The 25,476-nt window shown below is 38.6% G+C and carries 21 protein-coding genes; 3 read left to right on the top strand and 18 right to left on the bottom strand.

Translation table 11 applies throughout. The features are described 5' to 3' along the window. Positions 1–439: 439 nt before the first annotated feature. The 3 genes from MOK21_RS09395 to aepX all read right to left on the bottom strand — a co-directional run bounded on the left by MOK21_RS09395 (position 440) and on the right by aepX (position 3,709). Positions 440–1,546, bottom strand: a complete 1,107-nt coding sequence (locus tag MOK21_RS09395) for a 2-aminoethylphosphonate aminotransferase (RefSeq protein WP_249073674.1) — start codon at positions 1,544–1,546, stop codon at positions 440–442. Positions 1,547–1,674: 128 nt separating this feature from the next. Continuing rightward, positions 1,675–2,802, bottom strand: a complete 1,128-nt coding sequence (aepY, locus tag MOK21_RS09390; RefSeq protein ID WP_249073673.1) for a phosphonopyruvate decarboxylase — start codon at positions 2,800–2,802, stop codon at positions 1,675–1,677. 4 nt (positions 2,803–2,806) lie between these two features. Beyond that, positions 2,807–3,709, bottom strand: a complete 903-nt coding sequence (gene aepX, locus MOK21_RS09385; protein ID WP_249073672.1) for a phosphoenolpyruvate mutase — start codon at positions 3,707–3,709, stop codon at positions 2,807–2,809. Positions 3,710–3,972: 263 nt separating this feature from the next. On the opposite strand from aepX, the gene MOK21_RS09380 reads away from it, so the two are divergent. Continuing rightward, complete coding sequence (locus MOK21_RS09380) at positions 3,973–4,743, top strand: YheC/YheD family protein (protein WP_249073671.1); 771 nt, start codon at positions 3,973–3,975, stop codon at positions 4,741–4,743. A 473-nt stretch (positions 4,744–5,216) separates the two neighbouring features. Here MOK21_RS09380 and MOK21_RS09375 read toward each other — a convergent pair whose 3' ends face one another. From MOK21_RS09375 to mce, 3 genes are all read right to left on the bottom strand, one after another. Beyond that, positions 5,217–6,182 carry a hypothetical protein gene (locus MOK21_RS09375; RefSeq protein ID WP_249073670.1) on the bottom strand — a complete coding sequence of 322 codons (966 nt, stop codon included), beginning with the start codon at positions 6,180–6,182 and terminating at the stop codon, positions 5,217–5,219. Positions 6,183–6,664: 482 nt separating this feature from the next. Further along, positions 6,665–8,212, bottom strand: a complete 1,548-nt coding sequence (locus MOK21_RS09370; RefSeq protein ID WP_249073669.1) for an acyl-CoA carboxylase subunit beta — start codon at positions 8,210–8,212, stop codon at positions 6,665–6,667. 5 nt (positions 8,213–8,217) lie between these two features. After that, positions 8,218–8,631, bottom strand: coding sequence for a methylmalonyl-CoA epimerase (gene mce / locus MOK21_RS09365; RefSeq protein ID WP_249073668.1), 414 nt, complete (start codon positions 8,629–8,631; stop codon positions 8,218–8,220). 125 nt (positions 8,632–8,756) lie between these two features. On the opposite strand from mce, the gene prli42 reads away from it, so the two are divergent. Then, positions 8,757–8,852: a stressosome-associated protein Prli42 gene (gene prli42 / locus MOK21_RS23740; protein ID WP_283164667.1), complete on the top strand. Its 96-nt coding sequence runs from the start codon at positions 8,757–8,759 to the stop codon at positions 8,850–8,852. 20 nt (positions 8,853–8,872) lie between these two features. On the opposite strand, the gene MOK21_RS09355 is transcribed toward prli42, so the two are convergent. The 10 genes from MOK21_RS09355 to MOK21_RS09310 form a co-directional block, all read right to left on the bottom strand. Next, on the bottom strand, positions 8,873–9,850 hold the full coding sequence (locus tag MOK21_RS09355) for an aromatic acid exporter family protein (protein ID WP_249073667.1): 978 nt from the start codon (positions 9,848–9,850) through the stop codon (positions 8,873–8,875). 223 nt (positions 9,851–10,073) lie between these two features. Beyond that, entirely contained in the window at positions 10,074–10,514 is a 441-nt protein-coding gene (locus MOK21_RS09350; protein WP_249073666.1) for a BrxA/BrxB family bacilliredoxin, read from the bottom strand. Positions 10,515–10,748: 234 nt separating this feature from the next. After that, a complete protein-coding gene (meaB, locus tag MOK21_RS09345) occupies positions 10,749–11,846 on the bottom strand; it encodes a methylmalonyl Co-A mutase-associated GTPase MeaB (protein WP_249073665.1) in 1,098 nt (365 codons plus the stop codon). Then, positions 11,846–13,999 carry a methylmalonyl-CoA mutase gene (gene scpA, locus MOK21_RS09340; protein ID WP_249073664.1) on the bottom strand — a complete coding sequence of 718 codons (2,154 nt, stop codon included), beginning with the start codon at positions 13,997–13,999 and terminating at the stop codon, positions 11,846–11,848. Before scpA ends, meaB begins: the two co-directional genes overlap by 1 nt. After that, positions 13,996–15,687: a methylmalonyl-CoA mutase family protein gene (locus tag MOK21_RS09335; RefSeq protein WP_349294138.1), complete on the bottom strand. Its 1,692-nt coding sequence runs from the start codon at positions 15,685–15,687 to the stop codon at positions 13,996–13,998. Before MOK21_RS09335 ends, scpA begins: the two co-directional genes overlap by 4 nt. A 133-nt stretch (positions 15,688–15,820) precedes the next feature. Continuing rightward, complete coding sequence (locus MOK21_RS09330; RefSeq protein WP_249074085.1) at positions 15,821–17,164, bottom strand: dihydrolipoamide acetyltransferase family protein; 1,344 nt, start codon at positions 17,162–17,164, stop codon at positions 15,821–15,823. Positions 17,165–17,645: 481 nt separating this feature from the next. Further along, on the bottom strand, positions 17,646–18,629 hold the full coding sequence (locus tag MOK21_RS09325; protein ID WP_249073662.1) for an alpha-ketoacid dehydrogenase subunit beta: 984 nt from the start codon (positions 18,627–18,629) through the stop codon (positions 17,646–17,648). Beyond that, entirely contained in the window at positions 18,629–19,645 is a 1,017-nt protein-coding gene (locus MOK21_RS09320) for a thiamine pyrophosphate-dependent dehydrogenase E1 component subunit alpha (protein WP_249073661.1), read from the bottom strand. Before MOK21_RS09320 ends, MOK21_RS09325 begins: the two co-directional genes overlap by 1 nt. Before the next feature lie 188 nt (positions 19,646–19,833). Then, on the bottom strand, positions 19,834–21,261 hold the full coding sequence (gene lpdA, locus MOK21_RS09315) for a dihydrolipoyl dehydrogenase (protein ID WP_249073660.1): 1,428 nt from the start codon (positions 21,259–21,261) through the stop codon (positions 19,834–19,836). Positions 21,262–21,404: 143 nt separating this feature from the next. Next, positions 21,405–22,499, bottom strand: coding sequence for a Leu/Phe/Val dehydrogenase (locus MOK21_RS09310; RefSeq protein ID WP_249073659.1), 1,095 nt, complete (start codon positions 22,497–22,499; stop codon positions 21,405–21,407). Positions 22,500–22,807: 308 nt separating this feature from the next. Here MOK21_RS09310 and MOK21_RS09305 point away from each other — a divergent pair, with 308 nt between their 5' ends. Beyond that, positions 22,808–23,044: a DUF2627 domain-containing protein gene (locus MOK21_RS09305; protein WP_132356638.1), complete on the top strand. Its 237-nt coding sequence runs from the start codon at positions 22,808–22,810 to the stop codon at positions 23,042–23,044. Positions 23,045–23,112: 68 nt separating this feature from the next. Here the strand turns inward: MOK21_RS09305 and MOK21_RS09300 are convergent, their stop codons facing one another. Beyond that, complete coding sequence (locus MOK21_RS09300; protein WP_249073658.1) at positions 23,113–23,838, bottom strand: glycerophosphodiester phosphodiesterase; 726 nt, start codon at positions 23,836–23,838, stop codon at positions 23,113–23,115. Continuing rightward, positions 23,831–25,402 (bottom strand): flagellar assembly protein A, encoded by a 1,572-nt coding sequence (locus MOK21_RS09295; protein ID WP_249073657.1) that lies wholly within the window; start codon positions 25,400–25,402, stop codon positions 23,831–23,833. The genes MOK21_RS09300 and MOK21_RS09295 overlap by 8 nt, the downstream gene beginning before the upstream one ends. Between the last annotated feature and the right edge of the window lie 74 nt (positions 25,403–25,476).

Raw genomic sequence — 25,476 nt, 5'->3', positions numbered from 1 at the left:
AGGAATATCAATTACTCTTTGGCGTAAATAGTACAACTCTTCGGTAAAACTAGGGGTTGATTTCCGTTCCTACTAGGCGCCTTCCTGAGGGCGCCGGGCCAACTAATGTTTTCTGCGCGAAAGCAGAGTGTTAACGTAGCGACACGAGGTTGGTCACGAAGGCGTTATCAGCTGATCCCCAAGGTTTCGCCCAGCCTCTGTAACTTTTGAAAAAAGATTGAATATAATCGATAATCCTCTATTTTAGGATAAAAATAAGCCTCGTATTTTGAACAAAGTTTGATCAAAATACGAGATTTAACTTGTATATCGCTAATCATTTTTATAAACGAAAGATTGGTTTTTCCAGAATATAGATCTTCAACTAAAGCACCCTATAACAAGGAAAAGCAAATTTATTAATATCACCTACATAAGATGTTAGTTTTCCACTGTTCCGTCAACAATTCAGGTTTTTAAGATATGTTTCTAATAAAGTTAAAAAGTGCTCGATATCATCTTTGCTTATATCACCAATGTTGGCTACCCTAAAAGAATTTAATTGATAAATTTTTCCAGGATATATCGTTATCCCATTAGCATAAAAATAATCATGCATTTCTTTAAAATTATACTTTTCACTTTCGGGCTCTACTATTGCTGTAATAATTTTTGAATGGTGTTCCACAGGGACAAGATATCTTAAACCGAGTCTAGAGAGGCCTTCTATTAAGGTTTCCCAACATTGAGAATATCGTTCATATCTTTCTTTCATTCCTTCTGCTTTTAATTCTACAATCGCCTGTTTTAGCGCATAGATAGTTTGTATAGGCGGAGTAAAGCGCATCTGACCCGTCTCGATGAAATGGGTATATTGAGAATAAAGATTCAAGTAATAATTTGTCGGCTTTTTTGTCTTTCCTTTTTCTAGTTCGCTTTTTTTAGCTATAACAAAAGAGACTCCTGCCATTCCTTGAAGATTTTTATTGGAACTAGCCGCCAAATAACTTATTTTCATTTTACTCATATTAATAGGAATAGCCGCAAACGAACTCATTGCATCTACCATCATATTAATCTCATTTTCTTCACAAATGGAGCCAATCGATTCTATATCGTTTAATAATCCCGTTGTTGTTTCATTATGCACGACAGCTAGAAAAGAAACTTTTCGTGGAATGCTTTGAATAAATGAATGTAACTGATCTAATTTTATCGGTTGATCGGGTGGACTTACAAATTCAATCCAATCTAGCTGATAAGCTTCTGCAATTTCACACATTCTTTTACCATAAGCTCCGTTATTAATGATTACTATAAACCCATCAGTCATTACTGAACTCAAGATTGACTCTACAGCAGCAGTACCTGAACCACCGAATAAAACGGTTGAATATTGATTCTCTTCTGAAACTAAGCTAGTAATTTCAGAAGTAACAAATTGTAATAATTGGCTGAAGTCATCTTCACGAGGGCAAATATCAGGTACCACTTGTGCATATTTAACCGTATCTGTTGTAGTGGCAGGTCCGGGATTCAGTAATATATTTCTTTTAATATTCTTCACGGTACTCCTCCCTTAAATTTTATTACACTTTTACCGCGGTTCGGATTATCTCGCTCAACAAAGTTTCAGTACGGTAAAGAGGCTTCTTAAAGGCAAGCTTAACCTACTAATATTCATTTTCAGAGAAATTATTTAATAAATCCCTGTAGACGAGTTTTAACTTCACTTGGAGTAACTTTTGGGCGTCCTAGATTTTTTTTAGATCCCTTTGAGATTTTCAAATAAATAAAAGTGAGCCCTTTTGTCATTTTCCATTCTTGAATACACATTTCAAGCTCATGTAAATTGTGGATATAGTATGCATTTTCATACCCGCAATCTGCAGCAATATTGACAAAATTAACATTGTGAGAAACGGTATTTTGCCCTCCAGTTGAATCGTGAACTTGATTATCTAGAAGAATGTGGAGCATGTTTTCAGGTTGATAGTAGCCATTTGTAGATAAGCTCCCCATTCGCATAAGGAGGGAACCATCTCCATCAATAACAACTACATCTCTATCTTTTCGCGTATAGGCTAATCCTAAGCCTAAAGAACCGACACAACCCATGGAACCAACCATATATAGATTATTATCAGAATCCTCAACCTCATATAGTTCTCTTCCCGTTTTACCAGTTGTTGCCATTAATACTGTTTTCATATCTTTGAGACCATTTATCACTTTTAAAGTGTCAAAACGACTTGGCATTTCATCTAAGTCATTTTTTTCACTTTTTTTCATATTTTTATGATTAAGACGTTGCTCTATCTTCAATTTCTCACTTGTAAATGTTTCTTTTTTCACTACAAAAAAGAATGGTTGATTTGCTTCAATCCACTTGTTAGCTTCTTCAAGCTGTCCCTTAGCCTCACTTTCATCAGGAGATAAGAATTGCCATTTTATTTGCATGAGATCTAATATTTGTGTCGTAATTTGTCCCATTAATTCATGCTGCGGTTCATCATTCAATCCGGGTTCTCCACGTAGACTAACAAACCCAAGTATAGGTATTTGGAAGGGGTAGTTTAAGGAAGTCAAAGGGGAGATACAATTAGTTAGACCGGAGTTTTGCATTAAAACAACTGATTTCCTTCCCCCAAGGTATGCTCCTGAAGCAATGGCTACAGCATCACCTTCGTTGGCTGCAGCAATATATTCACACTCATTTATGGAATAGTTAATAAGATTCTTTAAAAATGAACATGGGACCCCACTGTAAAAATCAAAACCAAGTCTTTTAAGCTCATTTCCAAATTCATTTGTATTTAACATACCATCACTCCGTTCCGGGTTGTAATTGGTTATTAGTTGATGGCAAATACTTCTTCTCTGCTTTTTGAAGCTCCTCAGCATTTTGGAGTCTAAAAATCTCTTGCACGCTTACGATCGATTTTTCTACTTGAATGAGACTTTCATCTTTTAGGATTTGTTTGGAGATGTTCTGCATAGCAGTGATCGATGCTCTTAAGTTATGGTTAGCCCAGATTGCAGTACTTATTCCTACTTTTCTGAATTCATTAGTTGGGGTTGTATAATATTTTGTTGGCACAATAACTACCGGATGCCTTCCACTCCATTCTTTCATAAATGCTTCAATTTCTTTAAAATCCGACTTTTTACTATGCACAAGAATTGCATCGGCGCCTGCCTTCCTGTAAGCTTCCGCACGTTTAAGGGCTTCATCTAATCCCAAGCCTGCAATAAAAGCCTCGACTCTAGCTACAACCATAAAGTCTTCATCCTCTTGAGTATCTTTCATTGCTTTTATTTTCCCGCAAAATTCTTCAATTGATGCGAGAGGTTGTGCTTCCCCATTAATAAACGAGTTCGTTTTCGGGAAAATTTTATCCTCAATACAGACTCCAGCAATGTTCAATTGTTCTAGTTTTCTAACTAACCTCCGAGCATTATTAAAATTCCCATATCCTGTATCCCCATCTAATAGGATGGGAATTGTTGTCGTATCACTCATAAAATCAAGTATCTCTAATACCTGCGTCCATGATGCTTCATTATTATCTCTTACACCCAATGATCCTGATATAGATAGACCACTCGCCCAAATCCCTTTAAAACCAACTTCCTCAACAATTTTTGCGGAAAGACCGTTATGGGCTTCCATTAAAAACTCAAGTTTATCTGAATATATTATTTCTTTTAATTTCGTCGTTTTTTTCAATATCTTCCCTCTCCTTATTCGACATATCATATTATCATATGGCTACAAGTAAAGATTTATAGGGCAGATACATTAGATACTAATGATTTTGAAGTCAAAAAAATGGAAGTATAAAGATAAAGAGAGAATAATTACGTTACCAATTCCATCCACCCATGCAAGATAAATCAATTTATATACAATACAGTAATCACCATAAGTGAAGAGGACTACCCTATTTATACAAAAGAAATAAAAATACCTTACGAAATGAGGAGAGTTTATTGAAAAACGCACTAGGAAAATGGGAACAATTCTTACTTTTAAATCAAAATTCTTTAACAACTAACTTCATTCCAGAATCAACACATTACAGTCTAGAAAACTTAATCTATTTATTAAATAAGTATGAGTATGTTTATGTGAAACATAATAGCACTGGGCAAGGAAGAGCGATTTATAAAGTCTACAAAAGAAAAGATGGACAGTATTGTTTTAATGGATTTACTATGCAAGGCGAAGAAATTAATAAATGTGTGGCAACAATTGAGGATTTCCATCAAGTTCTACACCCATATGAGAAACATGGTAAATTAAGCGGAAATTATATTATACAGGAGGGGGTCATGAGTCTAACCCCTAATGGAGATTCAATTTCCATTCGTGTTCATGTTCAAAATCTAAAGGGAACATGGGTAATTAGTGGAATGTACGGAAGAATTGCAACTGAGGATCATGGGATTGTTAATTCAAATCGGGGTTCTCAAGTAATACCGATTGATGAATTATTATCAGTTTATATGATGATGGACAATACAGAGAAAGATAAAACAATAGACTCACTAAAAAAAGATTCTATTTTAGCATCTGAAGTAATTGAATCCCACTTTCCTTGTAGAGAATATGGCATTGATTTTGGAATAAATCATAAAGGAGAACCTATATTATTTGAAGTAAATACAACGCCAAGCATAAGTAGTTTTGCCAAAATTGATAGGGCGATCTGGAAGAACATTGTTGAGATTAGAAAAATGCAAAATGAAGGCGAAGATTGAAATGTAGTTATTTTTCATGTTAGTCACCAGCATATTTCTATCAATTGACAGACATCAAACAATTACTTCCCCTATTTACTCCTATTATAGTTAAAGGAAAGAAGAAACTTAATTGCATCCGTTACTTGTGAACGATTAGGAATTTACCTTAAAGGAAAAATGGCACTATGTATGTTTATTTGTCGATTTTTTCAAACGCGAACTGGTTGGTGCAAGTTCGGGGAGACACAAAGACGCAGCGCTTATGTATATAGCATTGAGCAGTATTAAAGGCATAAGCGACTGCAACAATGTATTATCTGTGCGAAAGCATAGTGCTAACGTTGTGTCAGCAACATTTAACAATAGTTGCGAAAGCGAAGGCAGCGGTCCGATGCTCAATCACAGGAAAACGGGCTTGAAAAGGAAACCACAATCATCCCATTTGCTAATCGAAGAAAAACCTGTGAAAAGAGGAAGATTCTTTTCACGGGTTATTTTATATTGACGTTTTGAAAGATCGCTTCTTTTTCTTTTTGTAGTGACTGCAAATAGTCACCCGCTTTATTACGTTTATCCTGTAAACGCAAGATCGTATTATGTACATCATCTTGCACACGAGAAACCTGCTCTCTTGCAGTAGATATTTTAGAATGGACTGACCAAGCAGAGAAAATATCATCAAAGAAATAATCCGCAAATTTTACAAATCCATCTGTTTCAATTGCTAATGATTTCGTTGACATATCATGTACATCCAGTAGTTCGTTATGGAAACGCTGTAATGCAATTTGAGCATTATGAAGATAATTTTCAGACTTATCAAGTGCATCATGCTTTAAATGTGTAGCAATGAGTCCCCCACCAAAGAACGTATCCCACGTTGAATAACCATTTGCCGAATGCAAGGATTCTGCAGCTTGTCCAAGCTTAGTAAGTGCTGTTTCACCGGCTACTTCTGCCTCGTCTATCTCTAAAATTAGTTGTTTCGTTAACATTTCTTCATGCGCTAATTGATCAAGCTTTTTTGCCTGTTCAGGCTCATGTATTTGTAAGTAGCCTTTCTTTTTAGCATTTAATTGGGATAAAACTTCTTGCAGCTCCTGTTCATTAATTTGCGTAAGTTTAGTATTTAATTGTCCTAAATCATCTATTAAATCAACTTCCATCTTTTTTGCTTCATTTATTTTTAGTTCAAGAATGGCTGCTTTATCAATTTTTTCTGCACGTAGCTCATCTTGTTGCCCTGTCCACGTCCGAATCATATTCATAAAAGAAAAGCCTTCTAACTTATCAAGTTTCAAACGAATTTGATTGAGAGCTTTAGAATGATTGTGAATTTCTTGTTGTGTACGCTCGATTTGCTTTTCTATTAAAACCTTTTGTTCACTTAACCTACTAGCAGTTCTTAATTGTGCGTAAATCTCCTCTTGTTCTTTTTGTAATTGTTTCCATTCCATTCATCTCATCTCCTCTTACATATATGTACGAATGAAATGAGGATATGTTTCAATTATCTGTCATTTCTAATTAATCTTTTATTATCAAGCGTATTTATTAACTTTTTTTATCCATTCCAATTAATTAGAAGGCTATGATTTCCGCTACGTTAGCACTACGCTTTTGCAATTGCTTCTAACGTTTCCTTTTGCACATTAAACATTCATGGCTGAGCTATTAAATTATCACTATAAATTAACGTGAATGTAAGAAGATACATGCTAAGTGAAATGTTGATTGGAGTGGATACTGGTCGACTCCTTGGGGATTAGCGTCACAGACTGGAGAGCAAGCGAAGCGGGCAGTCGGAACGGAAATCAACCCCTCTTTTTGACGAAAAGTCATACTTTATTTATTAGGTTACTTTAATTTCATTGTCACAATAGTTTTTCAACAACATGAAAGCCCAGTAATCGAATGACTACTAGGCTTGTACAATTTCTTATAGAGGAATGTTGCCGTGCTTTTTCTCTGGACGTGTTTCTTGTTTGTTGGATAACATATCTAGCCCTTGAATTAGCTTAATACGTGTATCACGTGGATCGATAACATCGTCTACCATGCCGCGAGATGCTGCCACGTATGGGTTTGCGAATTTTTCTTTATATTCTTCAATTTTCGCTGCACGTGTTGCTTCTGGATCTTCTGATTTTGCAATTTCACGAGCGAAGATAATGTTTGCTGCACCTGCTGCACCCATAACAGCAATTTCTGCGTTAGGCCAAGCAAATACTAAGTCTGCCCCAATTGATTTAGAGTTAAGCGCAACGTATGCACCACCGTATGCTTTACGTAGAATCACTGTAATTTTAGGTACCGTTGCTTCTGAGTATGCATAAAGGATTTTCGCGCCATGACGAATAATACCGCCATGCTCTTGTTTAACGCCTGGGAAGAAACCAGAAACATCTTCAAATGTGATGATAGGTATATTGTAAGCATCACAAGTACGAATGAAACGAGCAGCCTTGTCTGAAGAATCAATATCTAATCCTCCAGCTAATACTTTAGGTTGGTTACATACAAGACCAACTGATTCACCAGCAATACGCGCAAAACCAACTACTACGTTTTTCGCAAACTCTGAATGAACTTCCATAAATGAGCCTTCGTCCACTATTTGCTCAACTACTTTACGTACATCATAAGGACGAGTTGTTTCGATTGGTACAGCATCCACGATTTCCGGACGATAGTCATCACCCTCTGGACGTGCCTGACGCGGAGCTTTTTCTTTATTATTTTGTGGTAAGTAGCTTAATAGTTTCTTAATTTGATTAATAGCTTCTTCTTCAGATGGTGCGCGGAAGTGTGCGTTACCACTTACAGCATTGTTTACTTTTGAACCACCTAAATCTTCGGCTGAGATTTGTTCACCTGTTACAGTTTCGATAACTTTAGGTCCTGTAATAAACATTTGAGATGTTTTATCAACCATTAGAATGAAGTCTGTAATTGCTGGAGAATATACCGCTCCCCCAGCACATGGCCCCATGATGACTGAGATTTGAGGAATTACCCCAGAGTAGATTGCATTACGATAGAAAATATGACCATACCCATCAAGGGAAAGTACACCCTCTTGAATACGAGCGCCACCAGAATCATTAATACCGATAAATGGTGTACCATTTTTAGCAGCTAGATCCATCACTGTTGCCATTTTTTTGGCGTGCATTTCACCAAGCGCTCCACCAAAAACTGTGAAATCTTGAGAGAATAAGTATACTGGACGTCCATTAATTTTACCGAAACCAGTTACTACACCATCACCAGGGCCTTCCATCTTTTCCATGCCGAAGTCTACTGTACGGTGTGTAATGAATGGGTTGATCTCAAAAAATGTACCTTCGTCTAGTAATAATTCAATACGCTCACGAGCAGTTAATTTGCCTTTATCATGTTGCTTCTCGATGCGCTCATAGCCGCCACCAAGTTCAATTACTGTCTTACGGTCATACAAGTCATTAATTTTGTCGAACATATCCATACTGATCACTTTTCCCCTTTTCCACTTTTATCGCATAATTCATATAACACACCGAAAGATGATTTCGGATGCATGAAAGCAACCTCTGCACCACCAGCACCTGGTCCTGGCTCCTCGGATAGAAGACGTACGCCTTTTTCACGAAGCTCAGCCATACGCTCACGAATTCCTGTTACACCGAAAGCAACATGGTGGATACCCTCTCCACGTTTTTCGATATATCCGTGAATAGTACTTTTTTCACTCATCGGTTCTAATAACTCAATTTTCACATTACCCGCATCAATGAATGCAACACGAACCTGTTGAGATTCTACTTCTTCCACTTTTAGCAACTTTAAGCCTAAAGTTTCTGTATAATATGTAATGCGTTCATCAAGATCGCGGACTGCAATCCCAATATGATCTACTCTCTCCATGGTGACATCTCCTTCTGTTATGGTACATAATCTATTTTACAGACTTTTTCGTCAAAACTCTACTACTTGAGAAATTTTTCAGATTTGATAAACTATTTATAAGAAAAGAAGGAGCGAACGAGCATATGAGTAATAAAAAATTTCAAAAAATCGTTGTTTATACTATGGTCGCAATCATGATAATCTCATCTCTAGCATTCGGCTTATCAATGCTAGTATAATGAAAAGCAAGGCGTCCGCATTATTGCGGGCGCTCTTTCTTTACCTTCAATCCCTTGAAAGTCTGCTTTATTTCTAAATATCGATCCATTTCCTCTATAAATTGATAGAGTGCCGCTTGTGCTAGAAATTGTTCATGATTTTTCGGTAAAGGTAATTGGGCGAAATCTATTTTTACTTGCTCTAATTTCTCTCTAAAACGACTAGCCGTATTTCCAGAATGTACATGCTCACCAAGGTCCTGCAAAAAGTCAGCAACGATCACTGCCTCTTGTACTATAACAGGTAAGGCCGTTATTTTTGGAAGAACCCTATCGATAATTTCTAGCTGCTGTTCACGCATATCAAAATAAACGTAGTAGTCATTTTCTCGTCTCGTAAAATGATTTTCAACATCTTTAAACGCTAGGGATTTCGCACTATTTAAAGCTTTAATCGCTTCAATAATTTCCTTCCCATCCCACGATGTATCGCCTTCCCTTAAATAGTTGGCAATTTCTAAAAAAATCTTACTGTAAAGTTCCTCAATTTTAACTCGGTAGTAATTTAATTCCTTTTGAATGTCTGGCATATACATATTTATAGCTATTCCCGTACCATAACCAATTGCCATTAATGCGAATTCATTATACACAAGTGCTAATGAAAAGCTTTTAGCCGCATAAATATGCATGATAATAACTGCACTAGAGACAAAGCCATCTGCAACCTTTAATGACACAATTGTTGGTATAAATACGATTAGCATAGCTGCTAATGTAAGCGGATGATAAGAAAATAGCTCAAAGCTCAAAAATGCATAAAACATTGCGATAATACTTGCGACAAATCGTGTATAAGCAGCATGAAGAGATTTTCTCTTCGTTGGTTGTACACATAATATTGTTAGAATACCAGCAGATGCATAAGAAGCTAATTCAAAGTATTGAGCAATGGCAATAGCGATTGCTGCACCAAATGCCGTTTTTAATGTACGATAGCCGATTGAAAACTTCTTCAAGTCGACTGCCTCCTATCTTTTAGTACTCTACTTATTTTATTCATTTCAAAGAAAACTATAAGCTAATCGTTTAGCCAATATTACAAAAATTCTAAATGCAATTCTACTGGAATCAGTGGAGAAAGCGATGCTAATTCGAAGAACTTTTTAGAAGTAAGTCTCCGCAGACATTTTATAGCCTGCGGAGTTTTTTGCTAAATATAGCTTTTTTCATTGAATAAAATTAAAGTTCGTCGCAGTATTCCTCAAAGTTTGCTTGTAAGTTTGTTACTACTGACATTGGGTCATGCCCCTCAATTTCATAGCGTCCAACTTCTGCTACTACTTGTCCATCCTTTAATAACACAAATGATGGGGAAGATGGTAAATGATCTTCACCGAAGTGATAACGAGCAGCTGCAGTCGCTTCTTTATCTTGACCAGCAAATACTGTTACAAGGTGGTCTGGACGTTTATCGTAATGTACGCATTGTGCTGCTGCTGGACGTGCGATACCTCCTGCACAGCCACATACTGAGTTTACCATGACTAATGTTGTACCTGGACGAGCAAACGCCTCTTCAACGGCTTCTGGTGTGCGAAGCTGTTCATAACCAGCTGCCTCAATTTCTCCGCGTGCTGTTTTTAAAATCTCTTGCATAAATAAATCGTAATCCATATTCATATAGCGATAGCTCCTTTCAAGTTCGCGTCATCATCATCCATTATGCACCGGCATAATTGCGTCCGGATCAGCTTTGTCGTAGCACATGCTGATTCCGTGACAACCGCCGGAAGCTTTAACTTCATTTAACTGAACGAAGTTAAACTTACTAGCTTTAGATATTCGACACTCATACATCTCCTATCATAGCAGTTAGTGACGAATTTGTGCACCTAGTTGCTCATAAACGGCAGATTATTTCTGTGATTGTTCATCGCTAAATAAACGATCTACACCTTGTGTTACTGTCAACTGTCCATTTAAAATTTGACGTTCTAAAAGTTGCACCTGAGCTTTTCGTTCTGGATTACCATAAAACATATCGATTAAATGGTCGGTAATCATCGACTGAAACCAATCTCTCGTCTGGTTCTGGCGTCTGACAGACCAATAATTATTTGCCTCAACGATTTTTCTGAATTCCCCTATTGTACTCCATACTTTGTCGAGACCACGTTTTTCCCAAGAGCTTACAGGCATTGCTGTGGACATCCACCCAGGAGTTGCGGGTTGAAGGAAATGTAAAATTTGCTTATACTCCGATACTGTTTTTTTCGCAAGGCGAACATTATCACCATCAGCCTTATGAACAACAATGGCATCTGCTAACTCCATAATGCCCTTTTTCATGCCTTGAAGCTCGTCACCAGCACCTGTTAAAACTAACAGTAAGAAGAAATCAACCATACCTCGGACATACGTTTCACTTTGTCCAACGCCAACGGTTTCTATTAAAATGACATCGTAGCCAGCCGCTTCGCAAACAAGCATCGTTTCACGTGTCTTTTTATGAACACCCCCTAGGGTACCCGCTGATGGAGAGGGACGAACAAATGCATTGGGCTTTTTCACAAGCTCCTCCATTCGAGTTTTATCGCCTAGTATACTTCCTCCCGATAAAGAAGAACTTGGATCAATCGCAAGGACTGCCACTTTTTTTCCCATCTCACAAAGCATCGTTCCGAAAGCCTCAATGAATGAACTCTTTCCCGCACCAGGAACACCAGTTATCCCAATTCGGACACTGTTTCCTGTATGTGGCAGAAGCTCTTGCAGAAGTTCTTGTGCTTGCACTTTATGTGTCGCATTGGAACTTTCAATGAGTGTAATAGCTTTTGACAAATGTGTACGAGAGCCTGCACGTACTTCTCGTGCAAGCTCCTGTAAGTTTAAATTGTCTGCTTTTTTCTTTCGGAATTTTTTCGGTGTACCATATTGCATTCCGTCGTGAGTTGCCTCTACTCCGTTCATCACAAATAGCGCACTTTCAGGCATTCCTTTGTTTTTGTCCATTATTCAGACACTTCCTCATAGCCTAAACGTTTGTAAATCTCTTCAATAATCTTTTGTGCCGATACAGGAATAACTGTACCCGGTCCAAAAATCGCTACTGCGCCTGCGTCATATAGGAATTCATAATCTTGTGCTGGAATTACACCACCAACAATAATAATGATATCTTCACGACCTAGTTTTTCTAACTCCGCTACTAATTCAGGAACTAACGTTTTATGACCAGCTGCTAGTGATGATACACCAATGACATGAACATCGTTTTCAACAGCCATTTGAGCTGCTTCAGCAGGTGTCATAAATAATGGTGAAATATCTACGTCAAAGCCTAAATCAGCATAACCTGTTGCCACAACCTTTGCACCTCGGTCATGTCCATCTTGTCCCATTTTCGCTACTAAAATACGTGGGCGACGACCTTCGTTTTCAAGGAACTCTTCTGTCATTTGTTTCACTTCAGCAATTTGCTCTTCATCTGAAAAGTTTGCTGAGTAAACACCAGAGATTGAACGTATTACTGCCTTATGGCGACCGGAAACAACTTCGATTGCATCAGAAATTTCTCCTAAAGAAGCACGAGCACGCGCTGCATCGACAGCTACTGCTAATAAGTTTTCTTCTCCATCTTGTGCCGCTTTCGTTAATCGAGCTAAATGTTTTTGTACTTCTGCTTCATCTCGAGCTGCCTTCATTGCCTCTAGACGTTCAATTTGCTTTTGACGAACTAATGTATTATCAATGTCAAGAATGTCGATAGGTTCTTCTTTTTCTAAACGATATTTGTTAACGCCAACAATCGTTTCTGTTTTAGAGTCGATTTTCGCTTGACGTTTTGCTGCAGCCTCTTCGACTTTCATTTTTGGAAGACCTGTTTCAATCGCTTTCGCCATACCGCCTAGTTCTTCGATTTCTTCAATTAATGCCCACGCAGATTTTGTAATTTCGTCCGTTAATTTCTCCACATAGTACGAACCGCCCCACGGATCAATAACTTTTGTCATCGCTGTTTCTTCTTGTAGGAACAGCTGTGTATTACGTGCAATACGTGCAGAGAAATCAGTTGGTAGCGCAATCGCTTCATCAAGTGCATTTGTATGCAGAGATTGTGTATGCCCCATTGAAGACGCATTAGCTTCGATTAATGTACGTGCCACATTGTTAAATGGATCTTGCTCTGTTAAAGACCAACCAGATGTTTGTGAATGTGTACGAAGTGCTAATGTTTTAGGATTTTTGGGATTAAACGTTGACATCATTTGTGCCCAAATTCGTCGTGCTGCACGCATTTTTGCCACTTCCATGTAATAATTCATACCGATGGCCCAGAAGAACGATAAACGTGGTGCAAAGGCATCAATATCAATTCCAGCTTTTAGCCCTGTACGAACATATTCAAGACCATCTGCTAATGTATAAGCAAGCTCGATGTCATTTGTTGCACCAGCTTCTTGAATATGGTAACCAGAAATCGAAATAGAGTTAAATTTCGGCATAAATTTCGCTGTATATTCAAAAATATCTGCAATAATTTTCATCGACATGGCTGGTGGATAAATGTATGTGTTACGAACCATGTATTCTTTTAAAATATCGTTTTGAATCGTACCCGCTAATTGGTCTGGTGTAACGCCTTGCTCTTCTGCAGCAACAATATAGAATGCAAGAACTGGTAATACAGCACCATTCATTGTCATAGAAACTGACATTTGATCTAAAGGAATTTGGTCAAATAATATTTTCATATCCTCTACAGAATCGATCGCTACTCCAGCTTTACCAACATCCCCTGTAACCCGAGGATGATCTGAGTCATAGCCACGGTGAGTTGCTAAGTCAAAGGCAACAGAAAGACCTTTTTGACCCATTGCTAAATTCCGTTTGTAGAATGCATTTGATTCTTCAGCTGTTGAGAAACCAGCATATTGGCGAACAGTCCAAGGACGAGCTACATACATAGTAGGGTATGGACCGCGCGTATTTGGCGCAATACCAGCTACATCGTTTAAATGTTTTGCCTCTTTAATATCTTCTTTTGTGTATACTTCTTTTATTTCGATACCTTCATTGGTCATGAATTTTTCTTCAGACGCTTGAGGTGCTTCTGCTGCTAAAACTTTTTCGATTTCAACTGCACTAAAATTTGGCTTGCTCATCGTTGGACCTCCTTCATGCTAGCGAACACTGCGTTTAATTTTTCGATGATGTTTTGTCCTGCGAAAATAAAGCCGTTTAAACCATTTGCTAACCAAGCTTCTTCTTCGTCTTTAAATTTACCTGCAACGTCAACTATGACGTTAGCTGGTTTGCCTGCTAAAATGGCTGGTACTAATTCTTTTGCATTGTCATCATTACCCGCAATTACCACATAAGTTGCTTCCGTAGTGTTTAACCAAGCTAATGCTTCTTCAACTGTAGCAACTGGTTCACTTTTTTCTGGAACTAAACCTACAGTGTTTAAGAAACCTGACACGAAATCAGCACGTGGTTTTGAGCTTTTTAGTGTGCCTAATGCCAAAATTCCAGTTTTCACATTTGCCGCTGTCATTTCCGCACGTAGCTGTTCGAAAGGTATTGCAATTCGTTTAATTTTTGCAAACGCTGTGTTCGTTTCGCTTTCAAGCACATCTGCTGGATTAGCATAAATATTTGTACCGATTAAGGATTGCTTACGTGTTTGTACCGATTGGATACGAGCTTGATAAGATTTTTCTAGTTCCTCCGTAAGCTTTCCAGATGCAGTGTAAGCGTCAATGCCGCCAGCTGCTTCAATTTCTAAGAATAATGCCCAAGATTCTTTCACAAAATCTGCTGTTAATGACTCAATAAAGTAAGAGCCACCAGCTGGGTCTATAACTTTTAAAACATTTGTTTCTTCTTTTAAGATTAAGGATACGTTTCGTGCAATACGAACCGATTGATCTGTTGGTTTCGTTAATGCATCATGGGGGTGAACTGTAAAGACATCCGCACCGCCAATTAAGCCCGAAAGCGCTTCATTTGCCGAACGTAATAAGTTTACATAAACATCTAGCTTCGAGAAGCTTCTTAACGATGTTTCGGCAATAGTTGGAACTTGTACACAATTCGATTCTCCATAAGCGGATGAGAACGCTTTCCAAAGTACTTTAAAAGCACGGAGTTTGGCAATCTCTGTAAAGAACTGTGTATCAACTGCAAAGGATACATAAAATTTCTTCGCGAACGTTTCAAAGCTTTCTTCTTGATTTGCGTATTTTGCAGCTAATGCAAGTGCATATGCTAACTCTTGCACAGCGTTTGCTCCCTCATTATGATAAACCGTTGTGTCCGCACCGATTGAGCGCACGCTCGGGAAATCATTTAAAGAGATTGGATTTTTCGATACGATGAAACCTTTTACAGCTTTACGCTGATCAACTGCAATTTTGTCGAATACTGCTAATAATGGGTCATTTGAATTTTCAACCGTAATTTTAAACGAATATTCTGAGAAATAAGTCGCTAATTGTGCCAATACTTCTTCAGTCCATTCAAAATTTACACGGCTATCAATTGTTACTACTTCATTGCCTCGAGCTAAGCTATCATCAAGCTGTGCGAAAAATGCCTCGCTTGTTTCAGCATATATTTGCTGTGCCACTCGAAATGCTTCGTTATTTTGTAGGGAACGGATCGTAGCAACTTGTTTATCAAGTTCTTCACCAAGTTTTGCTACTAAACTTTCTTGGGTGTAAAGAGGTTCTAATGTAATACCTTCACTCGTTTTCGTTAAAAGAGACTCGAATGGTTTCCCTTTTAAAGCCTTGATTGCTGCATCTTGCCATTCTGAATAAGACGGCTTTTCAAATTCAATATTTTTCATGTTGTTTGACATGCGGACGCTTAATCAGCTTCCCCCCTTAGTAGTTTCTATTTGTTATTCTACATGACAAATTGCGACTCGCAAAGCAAAAAAAAAATCGGAAACCGTTATACAACAGGCTTCCGACAAGTCATCAGTAGACTGACGTTGAAGATTTATTTGTATTTTCGAGTATTTCTTTTACTCTATTTAGGAATTTACCGCAGACAAGTCCATCAAGAACTCGATGATCTAAAGATAAACATAAATTCACAATATCTCGTGCAGCGAACATTCCACCAGGTAAAACAACTGGTTTTTTTACAATACTTTCCACCTGAAGAATAGCTGCTTGTGGGTAATTAATGATGCCCATCGACTGAATGGAGCCGAAAGCACCGGTATTATTGACCGTAAATGTACCACCATTTACATCATCCATCGCTAGTTTTCCGGCCCGAACTTTCGCTGCAAGCTCATGAATTTCTTTGGCAATACCTTTAACCGACTTTTCATCGGCGTGTTTTATAACAGGAACAAACAAAGCATCATCTGTTGCGACTGCAATGGAAATATTTATATCATGCTTTTGAATAATTTTGTCGTCTGCCCACATGGAATTCATCATCGGGAATTCCTTTAGAGCTTGAGCAACTGCTTTTACAAAGAAAGCAAAATACGTAATATTAAAGCCCTCTTTTTGCTTAAACTCTGTCTTTATGCTATCACGGTATGCTACTAAATCCGTAACATCCACTTCCATCATCATCCATGCATGGGGTACTTCATGAACACTACGTAACATATTATTGGCGATAGCACGTCGTACTTTCGTTACTGGAATTTCAATATCGCCTGCTTGAATTGGTTGGGCAGGTAGGGCTGATTTTGTATTTTCCTGCGATGGACGTGCTATAGCAGGTCCTGATTGCGGTTCGGCTGAATCGACTACAGGCGGTGCTTCACTCGTAGAAGTTGGCACATTTCCTGTTGCAATCAGTTTCATTAGGTCTTTTCTCGTAATACGGCCACCTTCACCAGTACCTGTGATTTGCTCAAGCGCAATATCATGCTCTTGTGCAAGTCGAAGAACAGCTGGTGAAAAACGTACTTTATCCGGTCGAACTGTTTTTTGCGGTGCTTTTGTAACCGTAGCTTGCTGCTGCGTCTCTTGTTTCTTTTGTACACCTGCATTTAAAATGGCCGTACTTACTGTTGATTTTTTTGGCGGAGGCGGAGGAGGTAACTCACTGTCACCCGTTATTTCAACGGAACAAACGATTGCACCAACCGGTAATGTTTGCCCTTCCTCTGCAAGCAGCTCTGTAATGACGCCTTCAAAAGAAGACGGGATTTCTGCATTTACTTTATCTGTGACAACTTCTGCTAGTGGATCATATTTTTTTACCGTATCACCTGGCTGAACTAGCCATTTTTCAATCGTACCTTCTGTTACACTTTCGCCGAGCTGTGGCATTGTAATATTTTGAATAGCCATCATCTATTCCCCCCATCAATTATGCCTAGGTGTAATTGTATATATCAAATTACTATCATATTCATAAAAAAACTCATCACCATAAAGTGGGGTTGATTTCCGTTCCGACTGGGCGCTTTCCTTTCGCTCAGAGCTTCCTGGGGGCATCGGGCCAACAGATGTTTTTGCGCGAAAGCGTAGTGCTAACGTAGCGACAGCAGAGGGTTTTGTTTGTGCGAAAGCGCAGCGACAGCAACAGCACCGATGTTGGTACGAAGGCGTTATCACAGGATGTGATGCTCTTAGCCTTCGTTCCCCTATCGCCAATCCCCAAGGAGTCGCTCAGTCTCCATTCCAATCAACTTATATATGTGACATAAACGTGAAATATCATCCCGAACTTTCGATGAAGAGTCTTAAAATATCTGTGATATTTATAAACCCTTCTTTTATAAGCTTCTATTTACCACATGAGTGGATATCAGAAATAAACTTTGCTATATTAGAATGCTGCTAGCTCTCGCATTGCACGCTCTACTTTTTCAGGGTTGATCATAAAATACTTTTCCATTGTAGGTGCATACGGCATAGCCGGAACATCTGGTCCTGCAAGGCGTTGAATCGGTGCATCGAGCTCAAATAAACAATGCTCTGCAATGATTGCTGCAACCTCACTCATAATGCTGCCCTCTTTATTATCCTCAGTAACTAGTAAAACTTTACCTGTTTTACTTGCCGCCTCAACGATTGCTTCCTTATCAAGTGGATATACCGTACGTAAGTCGAGGATATGCGCTGAAATACCATCGGCAGCTAAGCGCTCTGCAGCTTGTAATGCGAAATGGACAGCTAAACCATACGTAATAACAGTCACATCTTCCCCTTCCCGTTTTACATCTGCCTTACCAATCGGCAGTGTGTAATCGTCTACAGGTACTTCACCTTTAATGAGTCGATAAGCACGTTTATGCTCAAAAAACAGTACTGGATCCTCATCTCGGATTGCTGCTTTTAACAAGCCTTTTGCATCATACGGTGTAGATGGGATAACAATTTTCAACCCTGGTGTTCCTGCGAAGAGTGCTTCTACAGACTGCGAATGATAAAGCGCTCCATGAATTCCTCCGCCAAATGGTGCTCGTATAACCATTGGACAAGTCCAGTCATTATTTGAACGATAGCGGATTTTTGCTGCCTCAGAAACAATTTGGTTAACGGCAGGCATGATGAAATCTGCGAATTGCATCTCTGCGATAGGGCGCATCCCATACATCGCCGCACCAATACCGACACCTGCAATGGCACTCTCTGCAAGCGGCGTGTCAAGTACACGATGTTCACCAAATTGCTCGTAAAGACCTGCTGTTGCTTTGAAAACACCACCTTTGCGACCAACGTCCTCTCCTAAAATGAAAACACGCTCATCACGTTCCATCTCTTCCCTCATCGCTAATGTAATCGCATCAATATAAGACATCACTGCCATTACACGTCACCTCCGTCCACTGGTGCATATACAAATTTCAAAGCATGCTCTGGTGTTGCATACGGAGCAGCTTCTGCATAATCTGTTGCATCATTTACCTCGGCCATGACACGCTCTTCTATTTCAGCACGTAGTTGTTCTGTCAAAACTCCAGCATCCATGAGATACTTTTCAAATAACAAAACGGGATCCTTTGCTTTTCCTTCTGCTATATCCTCTGCAGTACGATATTGACGATCATCATCATCCGAAGAATGAGCCGTTAAGCGATACGTCACTGTTTCAATTAAACTTGGACCTTCCCCACTACGTGCGCGATCTGCCGCTTCTTTTACTACCTTATAGACTTGTAATGGACATTTCCCATCAACAGTCACCCCTGGCATACCATAGCCAATACCGCGATCCGATACTTTCGCACAGCCTAGTTGACGTTCAACTGGCACAGAAATTGCGTATTGATTATTTTCTACCATTATAATGACCGGAAGCTTGTGTACCCCTGCAAAATTCGCTCCTTCATGGAAATCGCCTTGGTTTGATGAGCCTTCCCCGAGTGTAACAAAAGAAATAAAGTCTTCTTTTTGTAGACGCCCTGCTAGAGCGACTCCCACTGCGTGTGGAACTTGTGTAGTAACTGGCGAAGAGCCTGTTAAAATACGATTTTTCTTCTGTCCAAAATGGCCTGGCATTTGTCGCCCACCCGAGTTTGGATCCTCTGCTTTAGCAAATGCGGATAACATCAATTCTCTTGGTGTCATACCAAAATGTAAGACAACACCCATATCACGATAGTAAGGCGCAATATAATCTCTATTATTATCTAGAGCAAAGGCGGCCCCTACTTGTGCTGCCTCCTGCCCCTGACAAGAAATAACAAACGGAATTTTACCAGAACGGTTTAATAACCACATACGTTCATCAAGTCTTCTCGCCATTAACATCGTTTCGAACATGGCAAGTACATCTTCATTTGATAAACCTAAATCTTCATGCTTGATTTGAACAACTTGCATACGAACACCCCTTTCGTATTATGGAGAAATAACTAAAGTATTTGATCAAGCGTTTGATTAACCATCCTATCTATTTAAATGAGAAAATACCAATTTTCAGTTGCTGGTTACTCACTTTAAACAAGATTTCCTTAATCAACTCGCCTAGTATTTTAAATTTCCAAACTTTAGTTATAAAATTATGAATCTTAAAAATGAATAGCGCGCTTATCTACTGCTAACGCTGATTCTGCTAGTACCTCATTCAGTGACGGATGTGGATGAATGGCCTGACTAATTTCCCAAGGCGTTGCATCCAATAATTTAGCAAGTGATGCTTCTCCAATTAAATCTGTCACATGCGGTCCTACCATATGAATACCTAAAATATCATTTGTTCCTTCATCGGCGATTATTTTCACAAAGCCATCAGTTTCCCCATTAACGAGTGCTTTCCCAATCGCCTTGAATGGAAACTTACCAACCTTCAATGAATAACCTTGCTGTCGTGCATCCCTTTCTGTGAAGCCAATACTTGCGACCTCAGGGTAAGAATAAACGCATTTTGGTACATTGAGATCATTAAGCGCCTCAGTGTTACCCGTTGCAATATGTTCAATAGCTGATATTCCCTCGTGTGAAGCAACATGAGCTAATTGTAAGCCACCGATAACATCCCCTATGGCATACATATGTGATTCCTTCGTTTGATACGAATCATTGACCTTAATAAACCCATTCACAACTTCTATTTCTGTATTTTCTAATCCAATCCCTTGTGTATTTGCTTCACGTCCAACAGAAAGTAATATTTTATCAGCCTCAAATAATTCATCCTGATCATTAACCTTCGCAGAAATGTAAACGTTATCATTTTCGATTTTAAAGGTTCCCGTATCTAAACGAGCGTTAGTCACAATTCGAACGCCTCTTTTTTCAAGCTGCTTCGTTACCTCTTTTACAATATCTGTATCTTCTGACGGTAAAATGGATGCCCCATATTCAATGACTGTTACGTAAACCCCAAAATCACAAAGCATCGAGGCCCACTCAATGCCAATGACCCCTCCGCCAACAATTAACAATGACTTTGGCAGTTCTTCCATTTCAAGTGCATGATCAGAGTTCATCACATATTTACCATCAACCGTTAGTCCCGCCATTCCCCTTGGTTTTGACCCTGTCGCAATGACCACATTAGTTGGAACTAGCATTTCATTTTCATCACCATTACTCATTTCTACTGAAATAGTGCCAGGCATTGGTGAGAAAATGGACGGTCCTAAAATTCGCCCTGTTCCCTGATAAACGTCTATTTTGCCCTTTTTCATCAGTGTATTCACACCTTGGCTCAATTGCTCAACAATAGCTTGCTTCCGTTCCTGTACTTTGTCGAATTTCAATGTTACGCCTTCGATATTAACACCATATTCATTAGCTGTTTTATTTGCCATACGATACACTTCTGCACTTCGAAGTAAAGCCTTACTTGGGATACAGCCTTTATGCAAACATGTTCCACCTAGACGCTCACGTTCGACAATTGCTGTTTTTAAACCCAGCTGTGCAGCTCGAATAGCAGCAACGTAGCCACCTGTACCTCCGCCTAAAATGACAACATCATAATTCTGTGCCATACGGATTCCCCCTTTTGAGAAAAAAATGCTAAAGCACCCTGTTCACCACAATCACTTTGTTACTTAAAAAAAGTTAAACTATTAATTTACGATAAAGTTAGAAGAAGTCGACAATGCGACTTCTTTCAACGAATAAGCGGTTCTTAACGACCGTGTAAAATATTTTTTTCATTTTTTAAGAATTGACTACGAGACTTTGAAACCCGAGCGATACGTTCTTCCGCTAAGCGATTAGCTGCTAAATATGTCGGTATACCCTCACGCTTGGAAATCTCGAAGATTTTTTCGATACTATCAAAAATACCTTCAACACGCTTCATCGCACGCTCACGGTTATATCCATATAATTCATCCGCTACATTTATTACTCCACCAGCATTAATCACATAATCAGGTGCATAAGCTATCCCTAATTCATGTAAATAATCGCCATGTCGAGAATCTTGTAGTTGGTTATTAGCAGAACCCGCGATAACCTTTGCTTTTAGTTGAGGAATCGTTTCATCATTTAAAATCGCTCCCAATGCACAAGGAGAGAAAATATCAACTTCCTGTGAATAAATTTCCTCTGGTGCCACAGCAGTCGCACCAAAATCATTGACAACTCGATCTATTGCCGCTTGATTGATATCTGTAACAACAAGTTTTGCCCCTTCATTATGTAAATACTCGCAAAGCTTGTAGGCTACGTTTCCTAGACCTTGTACGGAAATAGTACGCCCCTCTAGTGATTCAGATCCAAATGCTTCTTTTGCCGCTGCTTTCATACCTCGATATACACCATAAGCAGTTACTGGAGATGGGTTTCCTGACGAACCAAAAGCCGGAGAAATTCCCGTTACATAATTTGTTTCTTCGTGAATTAAATCCATATCTGATACTGTTGTACCAACGTCTTCTGCCGAAATATAGCGACCATTAAGCCCTTGGATGAAACGTCCTAATGCACGGAACATTTCTTCATTTTTATCTTTAAATGGGTCACCGATAATAACTGTTTTTCCACCGCCAAGGTTTAAACCAGCTGCAGCATTTTTATAGGTCATCCCTCGTGCTAAACGCAATGCATCCTCAATTGCATTTTCTTCTGATGCATATGTCCACATACGCGCCCCACCTAGTGCTGGTCCAAGTGTTGTGTCATGGATAGCGATAATCGCTTTTAACCCTGATGCTTCATCTTGGCAAAATACCAATTGTTCATAATCATACTTTTCCATATACTTGAAGATTTCCATGAAAACTCGCCCCTTTGCTTTGGAAAGTGCACCCCAAATGCCCATCCCAATTCAGTATAATTAATATTCGAAATTATTTAACAATGGATAATATTGCTCCATTTATTTTTACAATACTCACAATTTCACAATTTATCAACTATTATTACATATTCTTGTTTAAGTAGGAATTTTCTAAAGATTCAGTTATAAATACAACACTCTTTCTTACTTGCAACTGGGTTCATCCGTTCCTTAGTTTTATAACCTTTCTTGACATTCCCATATCCACAGGTAAAATTAAACTTAGGAGTAAGGGAGGGACATGCATGGCTCGTTTAGCTGCATTTATTGTAATGCTAATCCCAGGTCTTATGGCTGCAGGTGGCATTAAATTTATGCGTGATACATTATTTGGTAAGCTCATCTCACCTTTCCCATTTTTATGGCTACAATTTGTCGTTGGCATTATTCTCTTTGTTATAGGCTTTGGCTTTTTCGCAGGTTTCTTACTTCACCGCGATCGAAAAAATGGAAAAGTGGCACCACGCTTTCAAAAAAAATAAAAATAGCTATCCTTTTAAGTCTCACAGACTTATTGGATAGCTATTTTTTACTTCATTCAACAGAATGATTAACGTTGCTGTTTCGCAATTACTTTATCAGGAAAATCAGTAATCCAACCAATTACAGAAGGATGTGGATTCATTAAAAATGTTTCATCCCCATCAATTGCATAAAAACGACATGCTTTATCACTTGCCACACACGCTTCTAAATATTTTGGTTTATAATACCTTTTATGCATATGAACACTATCAATTGCTTTATAATCACTAAGTAAATCCCATTTTAATTTTTTGGTTGCTATAAGTGCTGTTTCATAGTCTGGCTTATATTGTTTCACGATCTCTAAAAGCTCGTAGTGAAACGATGAAAAATGACTGCCAACAGGCAAAGTAAGCCCATGAAGCATTTGTATAAGTGCGTTTTTATTATCAAGGATTGTTGATTTTAATTCGATATTAAGAGGTAGTTGTTGTGAATTTGCCCATGCTAAAACTACATCAAACGTTGGAATTTTATACGTTGAAAATAATCGCCTCCACGGCTTTCCAAGTTTAAAGCTTACTAGCTCCTCTATCGTACATTCGTTCACAAGCTTATTGATGCCAACCAATCTAGACAGCTGTGGATCATGATATACAACGGGAATGCCCTCTTTTGAAAGTTGGATATCTAGTTCAATTCCATCTGCCCCTTGCTCTAAAGCCTTTTCAAAAGCCTTCAACGTATTTTCAAGTGCATACGCAGAAGCCCCACGATGAGCAAATACAGGAATGAAAGATTCGTTAGACATTTAACTCACCAAATTCAATTAGAAATTTACCATTTGTCATCTTACTTAATAAGGATGACTTTTTACCAATTTGAATAAAGGTGCCAGGATAAGCTTCCTTCGTCACTATAATTTCTTCTTTTCCAGCATGACGCATTTCATCCATTATTAGCTTAACTTCACGATCAATTGTCACTGCATCCGCTTTCAATTTTGTTAAACTTTGTTTTGTTTCTTCAAATGTAGCGATCTGTTCCTTAGACATTTGGTTAAGGAACGGCAGTAAGTTTTTAATTTTCCCCTCGTGCACAGAGATTTCTGATTGCAACTGCTTAAGCTGTGAAGCTTTCTCTTGCACAATGGAGTATCTTTCTTGCTTATTCACGCTTTCGATGATTAAATCGGTTCGACGTTCTAAACGATTTCCTGAGATGCTAGTAACAATGGTATTCTTAGCTACTGCACGGCCCCCAATAATTTTCCCTTTTCGTTCGTCCACAAAGATAGAATGCGCAGAAAGCTGCGATCCCAATGCATAGGACCCTATATGGATACTGTCAGCTGCAACTAGATTTGCCTCATTTACATGTTTAACAAAAATATTGCCACCTGCCTCAACAATAGTAGAGCCTAAACCAAAAATCCCACCACGAATATAAACGTCTCCCTCAATGGATTTAATAAGTTTGGCACCGCTTACACCTTCAGCACCCTCGATGGAAATATCTCCAGTAGCAATGACTGTATAACCTGATGTAACAGTTCCTTTAATGCTTAAAGAGCCATCAAAATCAAGATTCCCTGTTTCAACGCCAACGTCCCCATTAATCGGTAAATGTCTATTAACACCGATCATGCCCTTGACATCATCTAATACACCAGCTATTTTCGAACGGATGACAGTTTTCCCATCCTCTTCTACTTCATAAGCTGATTTTTTATCATATTTTATTGGAAAATCACGACCTGGTACAGCAGCCATTATTTCGCCTAGTATATTTTCCCCTGGTTTACCTAATGTCGCAGGGATTTTTTCGCCTAGCCATGAACCTTCGGAAATTTCAGAAATAAAGTTCATATCATAATAATCAGCTTTCCCATCTTCGCGAATTACTGGCTTTCTCTCTGGTTTAGGTAAGTATGTAATTTGTGCATCTGTTCCTGCTACTGGTGGCGTTCCTTCTGCAATTAAAAATGCTTTTCCCGGATCAATATTAGAAATATCGAAATCTAATATTCCATGAACAATCCCTTCGTTCTCGATTGTTTCCAGAATTTGTTGAGTTAATTTCTCTTTATTCTTTAGTATATACTCGTGTGTTTCATATACAAATATTGAGGCAGACATTTTATCTCGCGCAATTTCTACTTCAACATTTGGAAGCCAGCGTCCAATTTCAACAGGGCTTGTGCTTTCTGTTGCTAAGACATTTTTTAATATTGAAAAATTTGACAATTTAAGTCGGGGATGACTCCGTAAAATACTATCAAATTCTTTTAATGGATATCCTGCTTCGTAAGTAAGCATATAGACCTTGCCATTATCTTCGGTTATTTCGAACTTATCATTTCGAACTAGTATCAAGTGATCTCCTCCTTCCCTCTACCTGTAAGTATATACAATCTACTTATATTTGTTTAGAGACAATTGTCACTGCC

It is taken from the genome of Lysinibacillus sp. BPa_S21, assembly GCF_023337795.1.
Classification (GTDB): domain Bacteria; phylum Bacillota; class Bacilli; order Bacillales_A; family Planococcaceae; genus Lysinibacillus.
This window is presented reverse-complemented; position numbering and strand designations above follow the sequence as displayed.